Below are 15,972 nucleotides of genomic sequence, written 5' to 3'. Positions count from 1 at the left end.
GTTAGAATACCGGCCTGTCACGCCGGGGGTCGCGGGTTCGAGTCCCGTCCGCTCCGCCACTAACAAGAAGCCCAGTCTAACGACTGGGCTTTTTTTCGTTCGATTCCCTCAATATTACCTCTTCTCTCTTCTATATCCCGCTGATTTATCACGCTATGGGTGTTGTGCCTCAACCCTTTCCATCGGGGATGGGGTTCGGCATACAATGCGCCTTTGGTGTCAGATGGGAGTCCCCTATGTTTTGTCCGCGTTGTGGTTCCGGAGCGCTGCAACAGCGCAGCGAGAAAGAGTTCGCCTGTGGCTGTGGTTTTCACTATTTCCAGAATGTGGCGTCGGCCGTGATGGTGGCGCTGTGCTGGCAGGACGAGCTGCTGGTCGCGGTGCGGGCCCGTGATCCCGGCCGGGGCTTGCTGGATCTGCCGGGTGGCTTCGTCGATCCAGGCGAATCGCTGGAGGAAGCCTTGGTAAGGGAGCTCAAGGAGGAACTGGGACTGGATCTGACGGGGGAGACGCCGCGTTACCTGGGCTCCTATGCCAACGTCTATCCCTATGACGAGGTGACCTATCACACCTGCGACACCGTCTTTCTGCTGGAGTTGGCAGACAAGCCTGCTGTGGTAGCGGCCGACGATGTGGCCGCCTGTGAGTGGCGCAAGCTGGCCGGCCTTGCCCCTGCCGAGTTTGCTTTCCGCTCTACCGGCGCCGCCATCAGCCAATTGCAGCGGCTGTGTGGCTAACCGATAGCAGTGATGACTGGGCGGAACAGCTAGCCCGGCAGGTGGAGGGTGACGATCAGCCCGCCCTCTTCACCGTTTCTGGCGTCGACCCGCCCGCCCTGGACCTGGATCGCCTTGCGGGTGATGGCAAGGCCCAGCCCATAGCCCTTGCCCGCCGCAGGGGAGCCTATTCGCACGAAAGGATCGAAGATGCTGGAGAGCTTGCTCTCATCCACCCCCATCCCCTGATCCGCCACCTCGATGATGAACTCGTTGCCCTGCCGCATCAGGGTCAGGCGGATGGTCTGGCCCGCTTTCGAGAAGCGCAAGGCATTGCGCAGCACGTTGTCGAGGGCCCGGCGGATCAGCTCCGCCTGTCCGCAGACCGTGTATTCGAGGGTCTCATCCACCCAGGTTTTTATCTCGACGCCCATGTGCTGCGCCTCGTAGCGGGCATCGCTCACCACGGCGTTGACCAGCCCCTGCAGATCGTAATACTCCTCACCGTCCTGCTCGCCATGGCCGGCGCGGGTGAGGGTCAGCAGCTCGCCGATCATCTTGTCCATGCGCTGGGTCTCGAGCTGGATCCGCTCGAGGGATCCCTCGATCCTGGCCGGATCCTGCTGGGCGAGGCCGATGGCCAGCTGCAGCCTGGCAAGGGGGGAGCGCAGCTCGTGGGAGACGTCGTGCAGCAGCTGTTCGCGGCTCTCCACCAGCAGTTGCAGCCGCTCGGCCATGGCATCGAAGTCGCGGGCCGCATCGCTGATCTCGTCGTGGCGCCGCCGCATGGCGGGGTAGAGGCGCACTGCCAGATCTCCCTGGGCGAGGCGCTCGAATCCCTGCCGGAAGCGGTTCATGGGGTGGGTCAGGTGCCAGGCGAGCAGGGCGCTGAAGAAGAGGCCGCCGAGTCCGCCGATCCACCACATGGGCGGTGGCATGTTGAGCCAGTTGCGGTGGGGCTGGGGTGGTGCCAGCAACTGCTGCAGGCCGGCACTGTCGTAGTCGAGCCGGTAGTGCCGGCCATCGGCTCCCAACAGGATACGGCCGCCCTGTGTTGTGGATGGCTCTGCTGCGACCGCTTCAAGCTGCAGCAGCCTTCGTTCCCGGGCCGGCCAGCTGGTCAGCAGGGCCGCAACCGCAGCCGGTCCCTGCCGCTGCAACAGGCTGGCGGCAGCTGCCAGCTGACGTTCGGCCAGCTGGCTTGCCATCCGCTGCTCCGGCGGCCCTTCGTGGCGATAGAGGCTGAAGGCTACCCACAGCAGCTGGCTCATCATGATGATGGTGAACCAGAAGCCGAACAGGATCTTCCAGAACAGGCGCCCCTTGAGGATCATGTCAGCCGGTATCCTATGCTGCGCACCGTCTCGATGCCGACGGCTTCCCCCGCCATCGCCTGCAGCTTCTGGCGGATATTGCAGATGTGCACATCGACGCTGCGATCATAGGGCTCGCGCGGGCGGCCAAGCCCGTGCAGGGAGAGCTCATCCTTGCTGACCACCCGCTCTGGGGATCGCAGCAGCAGTTCCAGCAGGTTGAACTCGGTGGCAGTCAACTCCAGCGGCTGCGCCTGCCAGTGACACTGACGGCTGGCGGGGGAGAGCACCAGCTCGCCAAGGCGCAGGCCCTGCTCTTTGCCCGGATGGGCGGGGGCAGGCTCGACCCGGCGCAGCACGGCCCTCAGCCTGGCCACCAGTTCCCGCGGGTAGCAGGGCTTGGGCACATAATCATCGGCCCCCATCTCCAGCCCGATCACCCGATCGATGTTGTCTCCCTTGGCGGTGAGCATGATGACGGGGATCCGGCTGTCGCGGCGGATCTGGCGCAGCACCTCGCTGCCATTCAGATCAGGCAGCATGATGTCGAGCACCACGGCGGCATAGTTGCCGGAGAGGGCGTGCTGCACGCCACTCTTGCCGGTCAGCACATGGGTGGTGGCCAAGCCTTCGCCAGCCAGGTATTCGCTCAGCATGGTGCCAAGCTCCAGATCATCGTCCACCAGCAGGATCTTCATTGCTCTTCTCCGTCTCGGGTTGGCGCCATTTTCCCGTGTCCGTCTCCGTCTGACAGCTGCTTTTACGCAATCCTTACACTGCCCTGCAAGAGGCTTAACCGGACATTGGAGTAGATTGCCCGGGTCTGTTTCACCCTCTGTTTCAGCCAAGGATATCCGCGATGGCCCGTGCCCGTCTCCTCGTTGTTCGCCTGCTGCTGCCCGCCCTGGTGCTGGTCGGTGCCGGCTGGCTGCTGCTGCCTTCCACTGCGGCACCAACCACCTCTTACATCACAGTCCCGGTCGAGCAGCGGGATCTGGAGCAGAGCGTGCTGGCCGACGGCACCCTGCAGGCCCAGAAGCTGGTGAGCGTGGGGGCGCAGGTGTCGGGGCAGATCAAGGCGCTGCACGTGGCGCTGGGGGATGAGGTGAAGCAGGGCGATCTGCTGGTCGAGATCGACGATCTCACCCAGCAGAACGCCCTCAAGGATGCCGAAGCCGCCCTCGACAACGTACAGGCCCAGCTGGCCTCGCGCCGGGCAACTCTGCGCAACAACCAGCTGGTCTTCGAGCGCCAGCGCAAGGTGCTGGATCGGGGATTGGGCAGTCAGGCCGACTACGACAGCGCGGAGGCGACCCTGACGGCCACCCGTGCCGACATCCGGGCGCTGACGGCGCAGGCGGTGCAGGCCCGCATCGCGGTCGACACCGCCAAAGTGAATCTGGGTTACACCCGCATCGTCTCCCCCATGGCGGGCACCATAGTGGCGATCCCGGTGGAGCAGGGGCAGACGGTCAACGCGGTGCAGAGTACCCCGACCATGGTGAAAGTGGCGCGGCTCGACACCATGACGGTGGAGGCGCAGATCTCGGAGGCGGACGTGATCAGGGTGAAGGCCGGTCTGCCCAGCTATTTTACCGTGTTGGGGGCGCCCGAGCAGCGCTACCAGGCCCGTCTGCGTGCCATCGAGCCCGCCCCCGACACCATCAACGACGACACGACCAGCAGCAGTTCGACCAGCACGGCCGTCTACTACCACGGTCTGTTCGAGGTGGCGAATCCGAGCGGTGCCCTGCGCATCGGCATGACGGCCCAGGTGCACATAGTGCTGGCGACCGAGCGCAACGCCCTGGTGATCCCGGCCATCGCCCTGAGCGAGGGGCGGGTGCAGGTGGTGGATGAGGCTGGCCGCCCACAATGGCGGCAGGTGAAGGTGGGCCTCAACAACAAGGTGGATGCCCAGATCCTGGCGGGGTTGGCCGCCGGGGAGGCCGTGGTGGTCAGTCAGCTGACGGCCAAGAGCCAGCAGAGCGGGCGAATGGGCCCGCCGATGGGGATGTGACCATGAGGGAACCACTGCTGCAACTGAGCGGGATCCGCCGCCATTTTGGTGACGGGGAGCGACGTGTCGAGGTGCTCAAGGGGATCGACCTGACCATAGCGCGGGGCGAGATGGTGGCCATCGTCGGCGCCTCCGGCTCCGGCAAGTCGACCCTGCTCAATATCCTGGGCTGCCTGGATCAGCCGAGCGAGGGTAGCTATCGGGTGGCTGGACGGGAGACGGGCCGGCTGACGGCCGATGCGCTGGCGACCCTGCGCCGCGAGCACTTCGGCTTCATCTTTCAGCGCTACCACCTGCTGGGGGATCTCAGTGCCCGCGACAACGTGGCGCTGCCTGCGCTCTATGCCGGGTTGGCCGGCGACGCGCGCAAGGCGAGGGCCGAGAGCCTGATGCAGCGGCTCGGGCTTGGCAGCCGGCTCGACTACAAGCCGAGCCAGCTCTCCGGCGGCCAGCAGCAGCGGGTCAGCATTGCCCGCGCCCTCATCAACGGCGGTCAGGTGATCCTGGCGGACGAGCCGACCGGTGCCCTCGACAGCCAGAGCGGGGCCGAGGTGCTCGACATCCTGGGCGCGCTGCATCGGCAGGGCCACACGCTGGTGCTGGTGACCCACGACATGGCGATCGCCGAACAGGCCGAGCGGATCATCGAGCTCAGAGATGGGGCGGTGGTGGCCGACCGTCGTCGCGAGTCGGCATCGCCGTCCCCTGCGCCAACCACTCCCCGTATCGACACCGAGGGACGCGGCGCTCTGGCCGGGCGGCTCGGCGCCGCCTTCAAGATGGCGCTGCTGGCTATGCAGGCCCAGCGCATGCGCACCTTCCTCACCATGCTCGGCATCATCATCGGCATCGCCGCCGTGGTATCGGTGGTGGCGCTGGGGCGCGGCTCCCAGCAGCAGGTGCTGGCCAGCATCAATGCCATGGGCACCAGCACCCTGGAGATCTTCCCCGGCAGCGGCTTCGGCGATCGGCGGGCCGAGGCGATCCAGACCCTCAGGGTGGAGGATGCCGACGCCCTCGCCGGGCTCGGCTATGTGCACAGCATCACCCCCAGTTTGGCCACCAGCGTCACCCTGCGTCGGGGCAGCCAGGCGGTGCTGGGCTCGGTGAACGGGGTGGGGGAGCAGTTCTTCCAGGTGCGTGGCTACCGACTGCTGCAGGGCATGCTGTTCGATGCCGCCAGCGTGGCCGCTCTGGCGCAGGAGGTGGTGATCGACGAGAACAGTCAGGCGCGTCTGTTCGCCGCGGGGGAGTCGCCGCTCGGTCAGGTGATCCTGCTGGGGAGCCTGCCGTGCCGGGTGATCGGGGTGGTGGCCCGCAACCAGAGCGGCTTTGGCAGCGACGAGAACCTCAACGTCTGGATCCCCCACACCACGGCCATGACGCGGATGCTGGGCCAGAGTCACCTGCGCAGCATCAGCGTGCGGGTGCAGGACGAGGTGGCGCTGGCCGCCGCCGAGGATGGCATCAATCGCTTGCTGCGTGAACGGCACGGCGCTCAGGATTTCTTCGTGCTCAACACCGACAGCATCCGCCAGGCGATCACCAGCACCAATGCCACCCTGACCCTGCTGATCGCCATGATTGCGCTCATCTCCCTGGTGGTGGGCGGCATCGGGGTGATGAACATCATGCTGGTATCGGTGAGCGAGCGCACCCGCGAGATCGGCGTGCGGATGGCGGTGGGGGCCAGAACCGGCGACATACTGCAGCAGTTCTTGATCGAGGCGGTGCTGGTCTGTCTGCTGGGCGGAGCGGCCGGGGTGCTGCTCTCCCTGCTGGTCGGCGTCTTGTTCGAGCACTTCAGCAGCCAGTTCCGCCTGAGCTACTCCCTGGACGCCGTGCTGATGGCCTTCTTCTGCTCGAGCCTCATCGGCGTGCTGTTTGGCTTCTTCCCGGCGCGGCGGGCGGCGCGGATGGACCCCATCCACGCACTGGAGCGGGAGTAGGCACCCTCTTCGGCGCCCGCAGCGTCACCCCATTCGCCGGCGTTGCCGAGGGCTCATCCCGACTCGGTGGCCTGGCGAGTTGGCCGGACGGCACCCTGTGCCAGTCCGGCAGCCTGAACCGTGTCATCGACGTGACACAGCCTGCCCTGCGCGGGTTTTCAACCGGGCCCCTGGCCCGGTTCTTTTTCCCATGCGAAAAAAAGGCGCCACCCGAGGGGGACGCCTGAAAGGTCAAACCTTGCGGTTTGCGGACCAACGGAACCAAGACTTCACACACATCACACTCTCAGCACTTCTGGCAGGCTCAGCCTTGCCACTTGCCTCCTTCCACTATCACGTCGTTGGGATCGGTATCGGCGCTCAGTTTGTCGCGCACATACTGGTCGTAGAGTTTCAGCAGGTACTTCTCTTCCCCCAGCTTGGCGAGACGGTCGTTGACCCAGTCACGCAGCTCGATATTGCCCTTCTTCACCGCCGGCGCGATGGGGTCTTCCGAGCCCAGCTTCTCGGGCAGCACCCGATAGCCCGGGTTCTCCTTGGCCCAGCTGAACAACACCAAGTTGTCCTGGGCGTAAGCGTCGCCACGGCCCTGGGCCAGGGCCTGCAGGGATTCGGTGTTCTTCTCGAACTTGAGCACCTTCCAGTCCGGGTGGTTGCGGGTCAGCCAGATGTCGGCCGTGGTGCCGGTGGTGACGATCAGGGTCTTGCTGGCCAGATCGTCGAGCTGCTTGGCCGGGCTTCCTTGTGGCACCAGCACCTGCACCGCCACTCGCAGGTTAGGGTTGGTGAAGTCCACCACCTGCCGCCGCTCCGGGGTCACCGTCATGTTGGCGAGGATGAGATCCACCTTGTCGCTCTGCAGGAAGGGGATGCGACTGGCAGGCTCCACCGCCACGAACTCGACCTTGTTCTCGTCCCCCAGCAGATCCTTGGCGAAACGGCGACCGAGGTCGGTGTCAAAGCCGACGTAGTTGCCCTTCTCGTCCACGTAGCCAAACGGGGGCTTGTCGGTGAAGACGCCGACGATGAGCTTGTCGCGGGCCTTGATCTTGTCGAGGGAACCGTCCGCCGCATGGGCAGCGCCGCTGGCGAGACCCAGTCCCAACAAGGCACTGAACAGAACCGAGGTGATTTTTTTCATGCTGACTCCTTTCGTTTGATGACAGTTGTATAAGAAAACTTGGCGAGGAACTGGCGGGCACGCTGGCTGCGCGGGTTCTCGAAAAATTGATGGGGGGCGGCCTGCTCCAGGATGTGGCCGCCGTCCATGAAGACGATGCGATCCGCCACCGCCTGGGCGAACGCCAGCTCGTGGGTGACGATGAGCAGGGTCATACCGCTGCCGGCGAGATCCCGGATCACCTCCAGCACCTCCTGCACCATCTCGGGGTCCAGCGCAGCGGTCACTTCGTCAAACAGCATCACCTGCGGGTTCATGCACAGGGCCCGCACGATGGCGATGCGCTGCTGCTGGCCGCCGGAGAGCTGGCGTGGATAGTCGTGGCGCCGCTCCCACAGGCCGATGCGAGTCAGCAGCTGTTCCGCCTGCAGCAGGGCCTCGGCCCGCTCCCGTTTTTGCACCTGAAGGGGGCCGAGCAGCACGTTCTCCAGCACCGTCAGGTTGGGGAAGAGGTGATAGCTCTGGAATACCATGCCGATGCGCTGGCGCAGCCGCTGCCAGTCGGTGCTGGCATCCAGCCTGTCTCCATCGAAGCGAATGTCGCCCCCCTGAATGGGTTCGAGCCCGTTGAGGGTGCGCAGCAATGTGCTCTTGCCGCAGCCGCTCGGCCCCAGGATGACGATCACTTCCCCGGCGTTCACCGTGAGGCTGACCTCGTCCAGTACCCGGTTTTGGCCGAATTGTTTGCTGACAGCATTGAGTTCAAGCAGAGGTGTCATACCGCGTTACCCCATTGTTGCTCCAGCCGGCGCGAGGCGAGCGAGAGCGGATAGCAGACCAGAAAAAAGAACAGGAACAGCAGACCGTAGATGAGCAGCGAGCCATAGGTGCGCTCGATGATCTGCTGGCCCACCTTGATCACCTCCACCACCCCGATCAGCACCGCCAGCGAGCTGGTCTTGATGATGCGGGTGTAGATGTTGATGGTCGGCGGCGTCAGCCGTTGCAGCGCCTGGGGCAGCAGCACGTGACGATAGAGCTGCCAGCGGGAGAGCCCTAGCGCCAGGCCGGCCTCCTGCTGGCCGCGGGCGAGGGATTTGAGGCCGCCGCGCACCACTTCCCCCACCTCGCTGGCGCCCCACAGGGAGAGCACCAGCACGGCGCACCAGAAGGCCGGGATGTCTACGCCAAAGAAGATCGGCAGCCCGAAGAAGAAGAGGTAGAGCCAGACCAGCACGGGCACCACCCGAAACAGCTCCAGATAGACCCGCAACACTCCCCGAGTCAGCCTTCCCCCCTGTTGGGCCAGCACGCCGTAACCGACCCCGCCCAGGGTGGCGAACAGGATGGCGAGCAGGGAGATGGCGAGGGTCTGACCCGCGCCCACCGCCAGCAGCGGCAGCGCCTGCGTCAGTTGCTCAATGACCGGACTGGCCATAGTAATCCCTCCTTTCCTGCACCTCGGTGACGAGTGATAGCGGTAGCAGGACGATCGATGCCTGCATCAGCGATTCAATGACCGAACTGACCATGTTGCAGCCTCCTTTCAAGGACGCGCAGGGCAAGGGACAGCGGCAGAAAGATCAGCACACACATCAAGGTCAGCACCGCCAGCATCTCGTAGGTCTTGTAGTAGAGGGCGATGTAGTTCTTGGTGGTGTAGAGCAGCTCCGGCACCGCCACCGCCGAGGCCACCGTGGTCTCTTTGAACAGAAAGATGAAGTTGGCAAACAGCGCCGGCAGGCTGGCAAGCCAGGCCTGGGGCAGTTGGACGTGGCGCAGCAACTGCCAGCGGGAGAGGCCGATGGCTCGCCCCGCCTCCAGCTGGCTGGGGGGGACCGCCTGAATGCCCGCCCGCAGCGCCTCGGTCAGGTAGCCGCCGCCGAGGAAGGTCATGGCGATCACCGCCGTGGCAAAGCCGGAGAGCGAGATGCCGAGCGCCGGCAGCCCGAAGTAGAGAAAGAACAGCTGGATCAAGAGCGGCGTGTTGCGGGCCAGCTCCACATAGGCGCGGATCACCCCGTTCAGCCAGGGCTTGTGCAGGCTTTGCAGCGTCACATTGAGCAGCGCCACGACGAGCGAGGTGAGGATCACGATGGCGCCGAGCTGCAAGGTGACCCAGACCGATTGACCGAACGCCGGCAGGGTGGTGAGAACAAAGGACCAGTCGAAGCTCATGCCGGGATCCTCCCGTCGCGGCGCAGCCGCTGGGGCACGACCGTGATGGCGTCCGGGTACTTGATGCCGGCGCCGGTGTTGAGCACCACCACCCGCTCGCCCCCCTGGATCCAGCCCGCTTCCCGCAGCTGGCGGGCGGCGGCGAAGGCGGCCGCCCCTTCCGGGCAGATGAAGCAGCCCTCCTGGGAGGCGAGTTGACGCAGCTCGCGTTGGATGGCGCCATCTTCCACCGCGACGGCGCAGCCCTCGGTGCGATAGAGGGCATCCAGCACCAGAAAATCCCCCAGCGCCTTGGGCACGTTGATGCCGAACGCCAGGGTCTGGGAGTCGGGCCAGAAGTGCGACTCGCGCTCCCCCTGCTGCCAGGCCTGGACGATGGGGGCGCAGCCGCTCGCCTGCACCGCCACCAGTCGCGGCAGCGGTCCCTGCACCCAGCCCAGCTCCTGCAACTCCCGCAGCGCCTTGTAGATGCCGATGAGGCCGACGCCGCCGCCAGTGGGGTAGAGGATCACGTCCGGCAGAGTCCAGCTGAGCTGCTCGGCAATTTCAAACCCCATGGTCTTTTTGCCCTCAATGCGATAGGGCTCCTTGAGGGTGGAGGCATCGAACAGCCCCTGCTGCGCCACCGCCTCGGCCACCTGGCGACCGGCGTCGCTGATGAGGCCGTCCACCAGGTAGAGGCGGGCACCGGCCAGGGCGCTTTCCAGCCGGGTGATGGCGGGGGCTGCCTGTGGCTGGACTATGGTGCTGCGCAAGCCGGCGCGGGCGCCGTAGAGTGCCCAGGCCGCGCCGGCGTTGCCGTTGGTGGGCATGGCGAAGTGGGTGACGCCGAGTTCGCGGGCACGGGAGACGCCGACTGCGGCGCCACGGGCCTTGAAGGAGCCGGTGGGGGTGAGGCTCTCATCCTTCATCCAGAGATCTGGAATGCCGACCTGCTTGCCGAGGCGCGGCAGCGGCAACAGCGGGGTGAAGCCTTCCCCCAGGGTGACCACCTGGGCGGGGTCGCGCACCGGCAGCAGCTCGTGGTAGCGCCACAGGCTGGCGGGGCGCCCCAGCAGGGCGGCCGGGTGCCAGGCCTGCTTCAGGGCCTCGAGGTCGTAGCTGGCCAGCAAGGGGGCGCCGACCGGGCTCAGCTGCTGGGGCTGATCGGCATCCACAATCTCGCCGGTCTTGCTGCAACGCAGATGTGATAGGTAGCTGTACGGCATGCTTTATCCTGAATGAGTCGAGATGGTCAGTCGCTTATTCCATCCTGTGACCCAAGTGCCGGATAACAAACAAAATAAACTGGCAAACCTAAGCGAAAAAATTCATATGACTCCGATTGGTCAGGGTTGTGGCGGCTTCCCGCTCATGTCGCGTGGTCACCCGCTGGGGGGTTGGGCCGTCCGGCACTCTTTGCTAACCTGCCCGCTTCACCCGAAATCGCAGGGAGCCGCATCGATGCGAGCCATTGTCAGCCTGCTGGCCCTGTCACTGCTGTGTGCGTGCAGCGGCCAGTCAACCAAAGAGGATGCCATGTCAGGGAAAGCGCGCCTTCACTACCCCGTCACCCGCCAGGGTGAGCAGGTGGATCACTACTTCGGCCAGGCCGTGGCCGACCCCTATCGCTGGCTGGAGGATGACCGCAGCCCCGAGACCGAGGCCTGGGTCAAGGCCCAGAACGCCGTGACCCGGGACTACCTGGCACAGATCCCGTATCGCGCCGCCATCAAGGAGAAGCTGGCCGCCTCCTGGAACTACGCCAAGGAGGGGGCGCCGTTTCGCGAGGGGCGCTACCACTACTTCTTCAAGAACGACGGCCTGCAGAACCAGAACGTGCTGTGGCGCCAGCTGGAGGGCAAGCCGGCCGAGGTGTTCCTCGATCCCAATACCCTCAGCCCTGACGGCACCACGGCGCTGGATCAGTTGAGTTTCTCCCGCGATGGCCGCATCCTGGCCTACTCCTTGTCGCTGGCGGGCAGCGACTGGCGCGAGATCCACCTGATGGACGTAGAGAGCAAGCAGCCGCTGGAGGCGCCCCTCAAGGACGTGAAGTTCAGCGGCATCAGCTGGCTCGGCAACGAGGGCTTCTTCTACTCGAGCTACGACAAGCCGGATGGCAGCGAGCTGTCGGCCAAGACCGATCAGCACAAGGTCTATTTCCACCGGCTCGGCACGGCGCAGGAGGATGACCGGCTGGTGTTTGGCGCCATCCCGGCCCAGCACCACCGCTACGTAGGGGCGACCGTTACCGAAGATGACCGCTTCCTGCTCATCTCGGCGGCGAACTCCACCTCCGGCAACCGCCTCTATGTGAAGGATCTGAGCCAGGAGAACGCGCCGCTGCTGACGGTGCAGGGGGATCTGGATGCGGACGTGAGCCTGGTGGACAACCAGGGCAGCACCCTTTACCTGCTGACCAACCGGGACGCCCCCAACGGCCGGCTGGTGACGGTGGATGCCGCCAACCCGGGCCCGGCCCACTGGCGGGATCTCATCCCCGAGCGTCAGCAGGTGCTGACGGTGCACAGCGGCAGCGGCTATCTGTTCGCCGAGTACATGGTGGATGCCACCGCCCGGGTCGAACAGTTCGACTACGAAGGCAAGCGGGTGCGCGAGGTGGCGCTGCCCGGCCTTGGCAGCGTCAGCGGCTTCAACGGCAAGCATGATGATCCCGCCCTCTATTTCGGCTTCGAGAACTATGCCCAGCCGCCCACGCTCTACCGATTCGAGCCCAAGAGCGGCGCCATCAGCCTCTATCGCGCCTCGGCGGCGCCGTTCAAGCCAGCGGATTACGTCTCCGAGCAGCGCTTCTACCAGAGCAAGGACGGCACCCGGGTGCCACTCATCATCAGCTACCGCAAGGGGCTGAAACTCGATGGCAGCAACCCGACCATCCTCTACGGCTACGGCGGCTTCGACGTGAGTCTGACTCCGAGCTTCAGCGTGTCGGTGGCCAACTGGCTGGATCTGGGGGGCGTCTATGCGGTGGCCAACCTGCGCGGGGGCGGCGAGTACGGTCAGGCCTGGCACCTGGCGGGCACCAGGATGAACAAGCAGAACGTGTTCGACGACTTCATCGCGGCGGCCGAGTATCTCAAGGCCGAGGGCTACACCCGCACCGATCGGCTGGCGATCCGCGGTGGTTCCAACGGCGGTCTGCTGGTGGGGGCTGTGATGACCCAGCGGCCGGATCTGATGCGGGTCGCCCTGCCGGCGGTGGGGGTGCTCGACATGCTGCGCTACCACACCTTCACCGCCGGGGCGGGCTGGGCTTATGACTACGGCACCAGCGCCGACAGCGAGGCGATGTTCGACTACCTGAAGGGCTACTCGCCGCTGCACAACGTCCGGGCCGGGGTCAGCTACCCCTCGACCCTGGTGACCACGGCGGATCACGACGATCGGGTGGTGCCGGCCCACTCCTTCAAGTTTGCCGCCACCCTGCAAGCCGACAATGCCGGCCCCCATCCCCAGCTCATCCGCATCGAGACCAATGCCGGGCACGGGGCGGGCACACCGGTGGCCAAGCTTATCGAGCAGAGTGCGGACATCTATGCCTTCACCCTGTACGAGATGGGCTATCAGCAGTTGCCGCGTCAGCCTTGATCCGGGCGAGGCGGGCGCCAGCCATCCACTATCATCAGGGCCCTGCGGGGCCCTTTTCATTGCCGCGTGTTTGAACGTGGGCCTGCGACCATCCCTGTCTCGCCGCTGGCCCGTTTTGGCAGACGGGCCCCATCTGTCATCCCCCCGGTGGTATAGTCAGCCACAAGATCCGCATTCAAGGAGTCCATCGTGAAGAAGATCATCTATATCCTGCTGGGGTTGGCGCTGGCGGCCGTGGTGGCCATCGCCGCCCTGGTGTCCCTCATCGATCCCAACCAGTTCAAGTCCCAGCTGGTGGAACAAGTGCGCAAGAGCACCGGCCGCGAGCTGGTGATACAAGGGGATATCGGCTGGCGTTTCTGGCCAAGCCTGGGCCTCTCCCTCGAGCAGGTGGCACTGCGCAACCCCGCCGGCTTTGCCGAGCCCGACCTGGTGCGCTTCACGCGCGGGGAGGCCTCGGTGGGCCTGCTGCCGCTGCTCTCCCAACGGCTTGAGATCGGCAAGGTGACCCTGAGCGGCGCCCATCTGTTTATCCAGACCAAGGCTGACGGCAGCTCCAACCTGAGCGATCTGCTCAAGGCCTCCGCCGAGCCCAAGGGGGAGGCGACGACCTCCGAGCCCGCAGCAACGACGCCCCCGCCCGCCAGTGACAAACAGCCCTGGCAGATCAGTCTGCAAGGGGTGGAGCTGCAACAGGCCAGCGCCCTGCTGCAGGACGATCGCAACGGCACCGTCTCCCGCCTCGAACAGCTGGACCTGAACCTGGGCCAGCTGGCGGTGGATCAGTGGGTACCGGTGACCCTGGCCGCCAAGGGAGCCCAGGGTGAGCTGGCGTTTGATCTCAAAGGGTCGGCCCAGCTCAAGCTGGCGTCCGATGCCAGCCGCAGCGAGCTGAAAGATGTCGCACTGGCGGGGAGCCTGAGCGAACCGACCCAGCGGCTGGATGCCTTCTCCCTCAAGGCCGATCGGCTGGCACTGGGGCAGTGGAGCAGCCTCATCCTCAGTCTGCAGGGGGCCCAGGGGGCGGCGGACAAGCCGACCCTGGCCGGAACCCTCGAAGGAACCCTAAAGGCGCGCCTCGATGAGAACCGGCAACTGCTGGAGATATCGGATGCCGTGCTGGCCGCCAAGCTCAGCGGCGATGCCCTGCCACGTCCGCAGATGCAGGTGAAGCTGGCGGGCTTTGCCCGCGCCGAGCTGGACAAGCAGGCCGTCACCCTCAGCAACCTGGTGATGGGGGTGGATGATGCTCTGCTGAGCGGCAACGGCAGCGTGCAGCTTGGCGCCGTGCCCAGGGTAGGGTTTGACCTCAAGGGGGAGAAGCTGGATCTCGACGGCTGGCTCGGTCAACCGGCCAAGGCTGCACCTGTGGCCGCCACCTCGGGCGCTGCAGCCCCGGGCGGGACGACGGCGCAGGCCGCCGCACCCGCCGCCCAGGCGCTCTCCACGGCCGAACCGGATCTGACCGCCCTCAAGTCGGTGGATCTGGCCGGCCGACTGCAACTGGGCAGCCTGCGCCTCAAGGGACTGGATCTGAGCGCCGTCGATCTGCAGCTTGCCCTGGCCGGTGGCCAGCTCACCCTCAAGCAGTTCAGCGCCGGGGTGGCCGGCGGCCAGGTGACCGCCAGCGGTGTGCTCGATGCCCGTCAGCATCCGGCCCGCTATCAGGTGCACAAGCGGGTGCAGGGGGTCGATGTACGGCCGCTGCTGCAGACCCTGGCTCAGACCGACCTGCTGGAAGGCAAGGGGGATCTGGAGGTCGAGGCGCAGGGCTCAGGACTCTCCGAGCAGGCGCTGCGCAGCCGGATGCAGGGCAAGGTGAACCTCAGGCTGAGCGACGGTGCCCTGCACGGCATCAACCTGGCACAGATGATCCGCGAGGCGCGGGCCACCTTGACCGGCAAGGGAGCGGATCAGGTGAAGGAGGTGCGCAAGACCGACTTCAGCGCCCTCACCGCCAGCTTCCAGATTGCCGACGGGGTTGCCAGGAGCGACGACATCCAGCTGTTTGCCCCCGCCCTGCGGGTGAAGGGGCAGGGCCAGACCGCCCTGGTGCCGGAGACCCTCGACTTCCTGTTCCTCACCTCCGTGGTGGAGAGCAGCAAGGGGCAGGGGGGCAAGACAGTGGACGAGCTCAAGGACATCACCATACCGGTGCGCATCGGCGGCCACTGGCAGGCGCCGAGCTACAAGCTTGACGTGAAGGAGCTGCTCAGCAACAACAAGGTGCTGGAGGAGAAGGCCCGCAAGGAGGCCGAGCGCGGTCTCAAGAAGCTGCTGGGTGACAAGGCCGACAACGAAGGGGTGAAGGGGGTGGCGGACCAGCTGCTCAAGGGCCTGTTCAAATAGCCAACTTCCCGTTGTTGCCATCAAGAGCCCGCCCCGTGCGGGCTCTGTGCATGGTGCGTCGCTGCCTGGCAAAGTGTCGACACGCGATGTTGCCTGTACAGGTAGTGAAAAACAGGGGTGTTTAGGTCTGAAAAAGATGGTATCACTGTGGTTTTACCAAGGAGTAGATGAATGAGTCGAAGTGAAACCGTAAGAGAGATATCCCATCCGGACTGGCCGCTGGTCTGGCAGATCTATGGCAGCAGCTTTCCCCGTTACGAACAGCGCCAGCCGCAGCATCAAGAGCTCAAGATGGGAGACTCGCGCTTTCACTGTCAGCTCTTTTATCAGGGCGAGCAGCTGCTCGGCTTTATCTTCTGGTGGGACTGCGGCGAGCAGATCTACATCGAACACCTGGCCATCAACCCGGCCCTGCGCGGCCAGAACCACGGCTCACGCCTGCTTGCCGCCTTTTGCGAGACGGCGGGGCGCCCCGTCATCCTGGAGATAGACCCGCCAGAGGACGAGATCGCCCTGCGCCGGCTGCGCTTCTACCAGTCGCTGGGTTTTTGCCTGAACGAGCATGACCACGTGCACCCGCCCTATCAGCCAGATTGTGAAGGACATGCGTTGCGGGTGCTGAGCTATCCGGCCCCGCTCGATGAGCAGGGCTATAAGCGCTTCAACAAGGTGCTGGTGGAGACTGTGATGGATCACGGCCCGGTCTGACGCGGCTGCCATCCATCTCGCAGTGCCA

The 15,972-nt window shown here is 65.4% G+C and carries 13 protein-coding genes; 6 read left to right on the top strand and 7 right to left on the bottom strand.

The features are described 5' to 3' along the window. Nucleotides 1-236 precede the first annotated feature (236 nt). Nucleotides 237-737 (top strand): NUDIX hydrolase, encoded by a 501-nt coding sequence (locus OKB87_RS19345; RefSeq protein WP_270828297.1) that lies wholly within the window; start codon nt 237-239, stop codon nt 735-737. Nucleotides 738-766: 29 nt separating this feature from the next. On the opposite strand, the gene OKB87_RS19340 is transcribed toward OKB87_RS19345, so the two are convergent. Both OKB87_RS19340 and OKB87_RS19335 read right to left on the bottom strand, forming a co-directional pair. Then, complete coding sequence (locus tag OKB87_RS19340; protein WP_270828296.1) at nt 767-2,050, bottom strand: HAMP domain-containing sensor histidine kinase; 1,284 nt, start codon at nt 2,048-2,050, stop codon at nt 767-769. After that, complete coding sequence (locus tag OKB87_RS19335; RefSeq protein ID WP_270828295.1) at nt 2,047-2,727, bottom strand: response regulator transcription factor; 681 nt, start codon at nt 2,725-2,727, stop codon at nt 2,047-2,049. The genes OKB87_RS19340 and OKB87_RS19335 overlap by 4 nt, the downstream gene beginning before the upstream one ends. 161 nt (nt 2,728-2,888) lie before the next feature. Between OKB87_RS19335 and OKB87_RS19330 the strand changes: the two genes are divergently transcribed. Together OKB87_RS19330 and OKB87_RS19325 are read left to right on the top strand one after the other, a co-directional pair. Next, nucleotides 2,889-4,049, top strand: a complete 1,161-nt coding sequence (locus OKB87_RS19330; protein WP_270828294.1) for an efflux RND transporter periplasmic adaptor subunit — start codon at nt 2,889-2,891, stop codon at nt 4,047-4,049. A 2-nt stretch (nt 4,050-4,051) separates the two neighbouring features. After that, a complete protein-coding gene (locus OKB87_RS19325; protein WP_270828293.1) occupies nt 4,052-5,998 on the top strand; it encodes a MacB family efflux pump subunit in 1,947 nt (648 codons plus the stop codon). A gap of 304 nt (nt 5,999-6,302) precedes the next feature. Here the strand turns inward: OKB87_RS19325 and OKB87_RS19320 are convergent, their stop codons facing one another. From OKB87_RS19320 to OKB87_RS19300, 5 genes are all read right to left on the bottom strand, one after another. Beyond that, nucleotides 6,303-7,139, bottom strand: coding sequence for a transporter substrate-binding domain-containing protein (locus OKB87_RS19320; protein ID WP_011704713.1), 837 nt, complete (start codon nt 7,137-7,139; stop codon nt 6,303-6,305). Beyond that, nucleotides 7,136-7,897 carry an amino acid ABC transporter ATP-binding protein gene (locus tag OKB87_RS19315; RefSeq protein ID WP_270828292.1) on the bottom strand — a complete coding sequence of 254 codons (762 nt, stop codon included), beginning with the start codon at nt 7,895-7,897 and terminating at the stop codon, nt 7,136-7,138. Before OKB87_RS19315 ends, OKB87_RS19320 begins: the two co-directional genes overlap by 4 nt. Then, nucleotides 7,894-8,556 carry an amino acid ABC transporter permease gene (locus tag OKB87_RS19310; protein WP_270828291.1) on the bottom strand — a complete coding sequence of 221 codons (663 nt, stop codon included), beginning with the start codon at nt 8,554-8,556 and terminating at the stop codon, nt 7,894-7,896. The genes OKB87_RS19315 and OKB87_RS19310 overlap by 4 nt, the downstream gene beginning before the upstream one ends. A 74-nt stretch (nt 8,557-8,630) precedes the next feature. Then, nucleotides 8,631-9,296, bottom strand: coding sequence for an amino acid ABC transporter permease (locus tag OKB87_RS19305; protein WP_270828290.1), 666 nt, complete (start codon nt 9,294-9,296; stop codon nt 8,631-8,633). After that, the gene (locus tag OKB87_RS19300; protein ID WP_270828289.1) at nt 9,293-10,504 is read right to left on the bottom strand and encodes a threonine synthase; all 1,212 of its coding nucleotides are present in this window, start codon (nt 10,502-10,504) and stop codon (nt 9,293-9,295) included. Before OKB87_RS19300 ends, OKB87_RS19305 begins: the two co-directional genes overlap by 4 nt. A gap of 235 nt (nt 10,505-10,739) precedes the next feature. Between OKB87_RS19300 and OKB87_RS19295 the strand changes: the two genes are divergently transcribed. The 3 genes from OKB87_RS19295 (at nt 10,740) to OKB87_RS19285 (ending at nt 15,944) form a co-directional block, all read left to right on the top strand. Next, entirely contained in the window at nt 10,740-12,887 is a 2,148-nt protein-coding gene (locus OKB87_RS19295) for a prolyl oligopeptidase family serine peptidase (protein WP_270828288.1), read from the top strand. A 189-nt stretch (nt 12,888-13,076) separates the two neighbouring features. Continuing rightward, the gene (locus tag OKB87_RS19290) at nt 13,077-15,236 is read left to right on the top strand and encodes an AsmA family protein (RefSeq protein ID WP_270828287.1); all 2,160 of its coding nucleotides are present in this window, start codon (nt 13,077-13,079) and stop codon (nt 15,234-15,236) included. Nucleotides 15,237-15,407: 171 nt separating this feature from the next. After that, entirely contained in the window at nt 15,408-15,944 is a 537-nt protein-coding gene (locus OKB87_RS19285) for a GNAT family N-acetyltransferase (RefSeq protein ID WP_270828286.1), read from the top strand. Nucleotides 15,945-15,972 lie beyond the last annotated feature (28 nt).

It is taken from the genome of Aeromonas sp. Y318-1 (assembly GCF_027706125.1).
In the GTDB taxonomy this organism is placed as follows: domain Bacteria; phylum Pseudomonadota; class Gammaproteobacteria; order Enterobacterales; family Aeromonadaceae; genus Aeromonas; species Aeromonas hydrophila.
Note: the sequence above shows the minus strand (reverse complement) of the source record. Positions and strands in the feature narration are given on the sequence as shown.

Coding starts and splice junctions, on each gene's coding strand:
- OKB87_RS19345 (WP_270828297.1), top strand. CDS start 237: ATGTTTTGTCCGCGTTGTGGTTCCGGAGCGCTGCAACAGCGCAGCGAG.
- OKB87_RS19340 (WP_270828296.1), bottom strand. CDS start 2,050: ATGATCCTCAAGGGGCGCCTGTTCTGGAAGATCCTGTTCGGCTTCTGG.
- OKB87_RS19335 (WP_270828295.1), bottom strand. CDS start 2,727: ATGAAGATCCTGCTGGTGGACGATGATCTGGAGCTTGGCACCATGCTG.
- OKB87_RS19330 (WP_270828294.1), top strand. CDS start 2,889: ATGGCCCGTGCCCGTCTCCTCGTTGTTCGCCTGCTGCTGCCCGCCCTG.
- OKB87_RS19325 (WP_270828293.1), top strand. CDS start 4,052: ATGAGGGAACCACTGCTGCAACTGAGCGGGATCCGCCGCCATTTTGGT.
- OKB87_RS19320 (WP_011704713.1), bottom strand. CDS start 7,139: ATGAAAAAAATCACCTCGGTTCTGTTCAGTGCCTTGTTGGGACTGGGT.
- OKB87_RS19315 (WP_270828292.1), bottom strand. CDS start 7,897: ATGACACCTCTGCTTGAACTCAATGCTGTCAGCAAACAATTCGGCCAA.
- OKB87_RS19310 (WP_270828291.1), bottom strand. CDS start 8,556: ATGGCCAGTCCGGTCATTGAGCAACTGACGCAGGCGCTGCCGCTGCTG.
- OKB87_RS19305 (WP_270828290.1), bottom strand. CDS start 9,296: ATGAGCTTCGACTGGTCCTTTGTTCTCACCACCCTGCCGGCGTTCGGT.
- OKB87_RS19300 (WP_270828289.1), bottom strand. CDS start 10,504: ATGCCGTACAGCTACCTATCACATCTGCGTTGCAGCAAGACCGGCGAG.
- OKB87_RS19295 (WP_270828288.1), top strand. CDS start 10,740: ATGCGAGCCATTGTCAGCCTGCTGGCCCTGTCACTGCTGTGTGCGTGC.
- OKB87_RS19285 (WP_270828286.1), top strand. CDS start 15,408: ATGAGTCGAAGTGAAACCGTAAGAGAGATATCCCATCCGGACTGGCCG.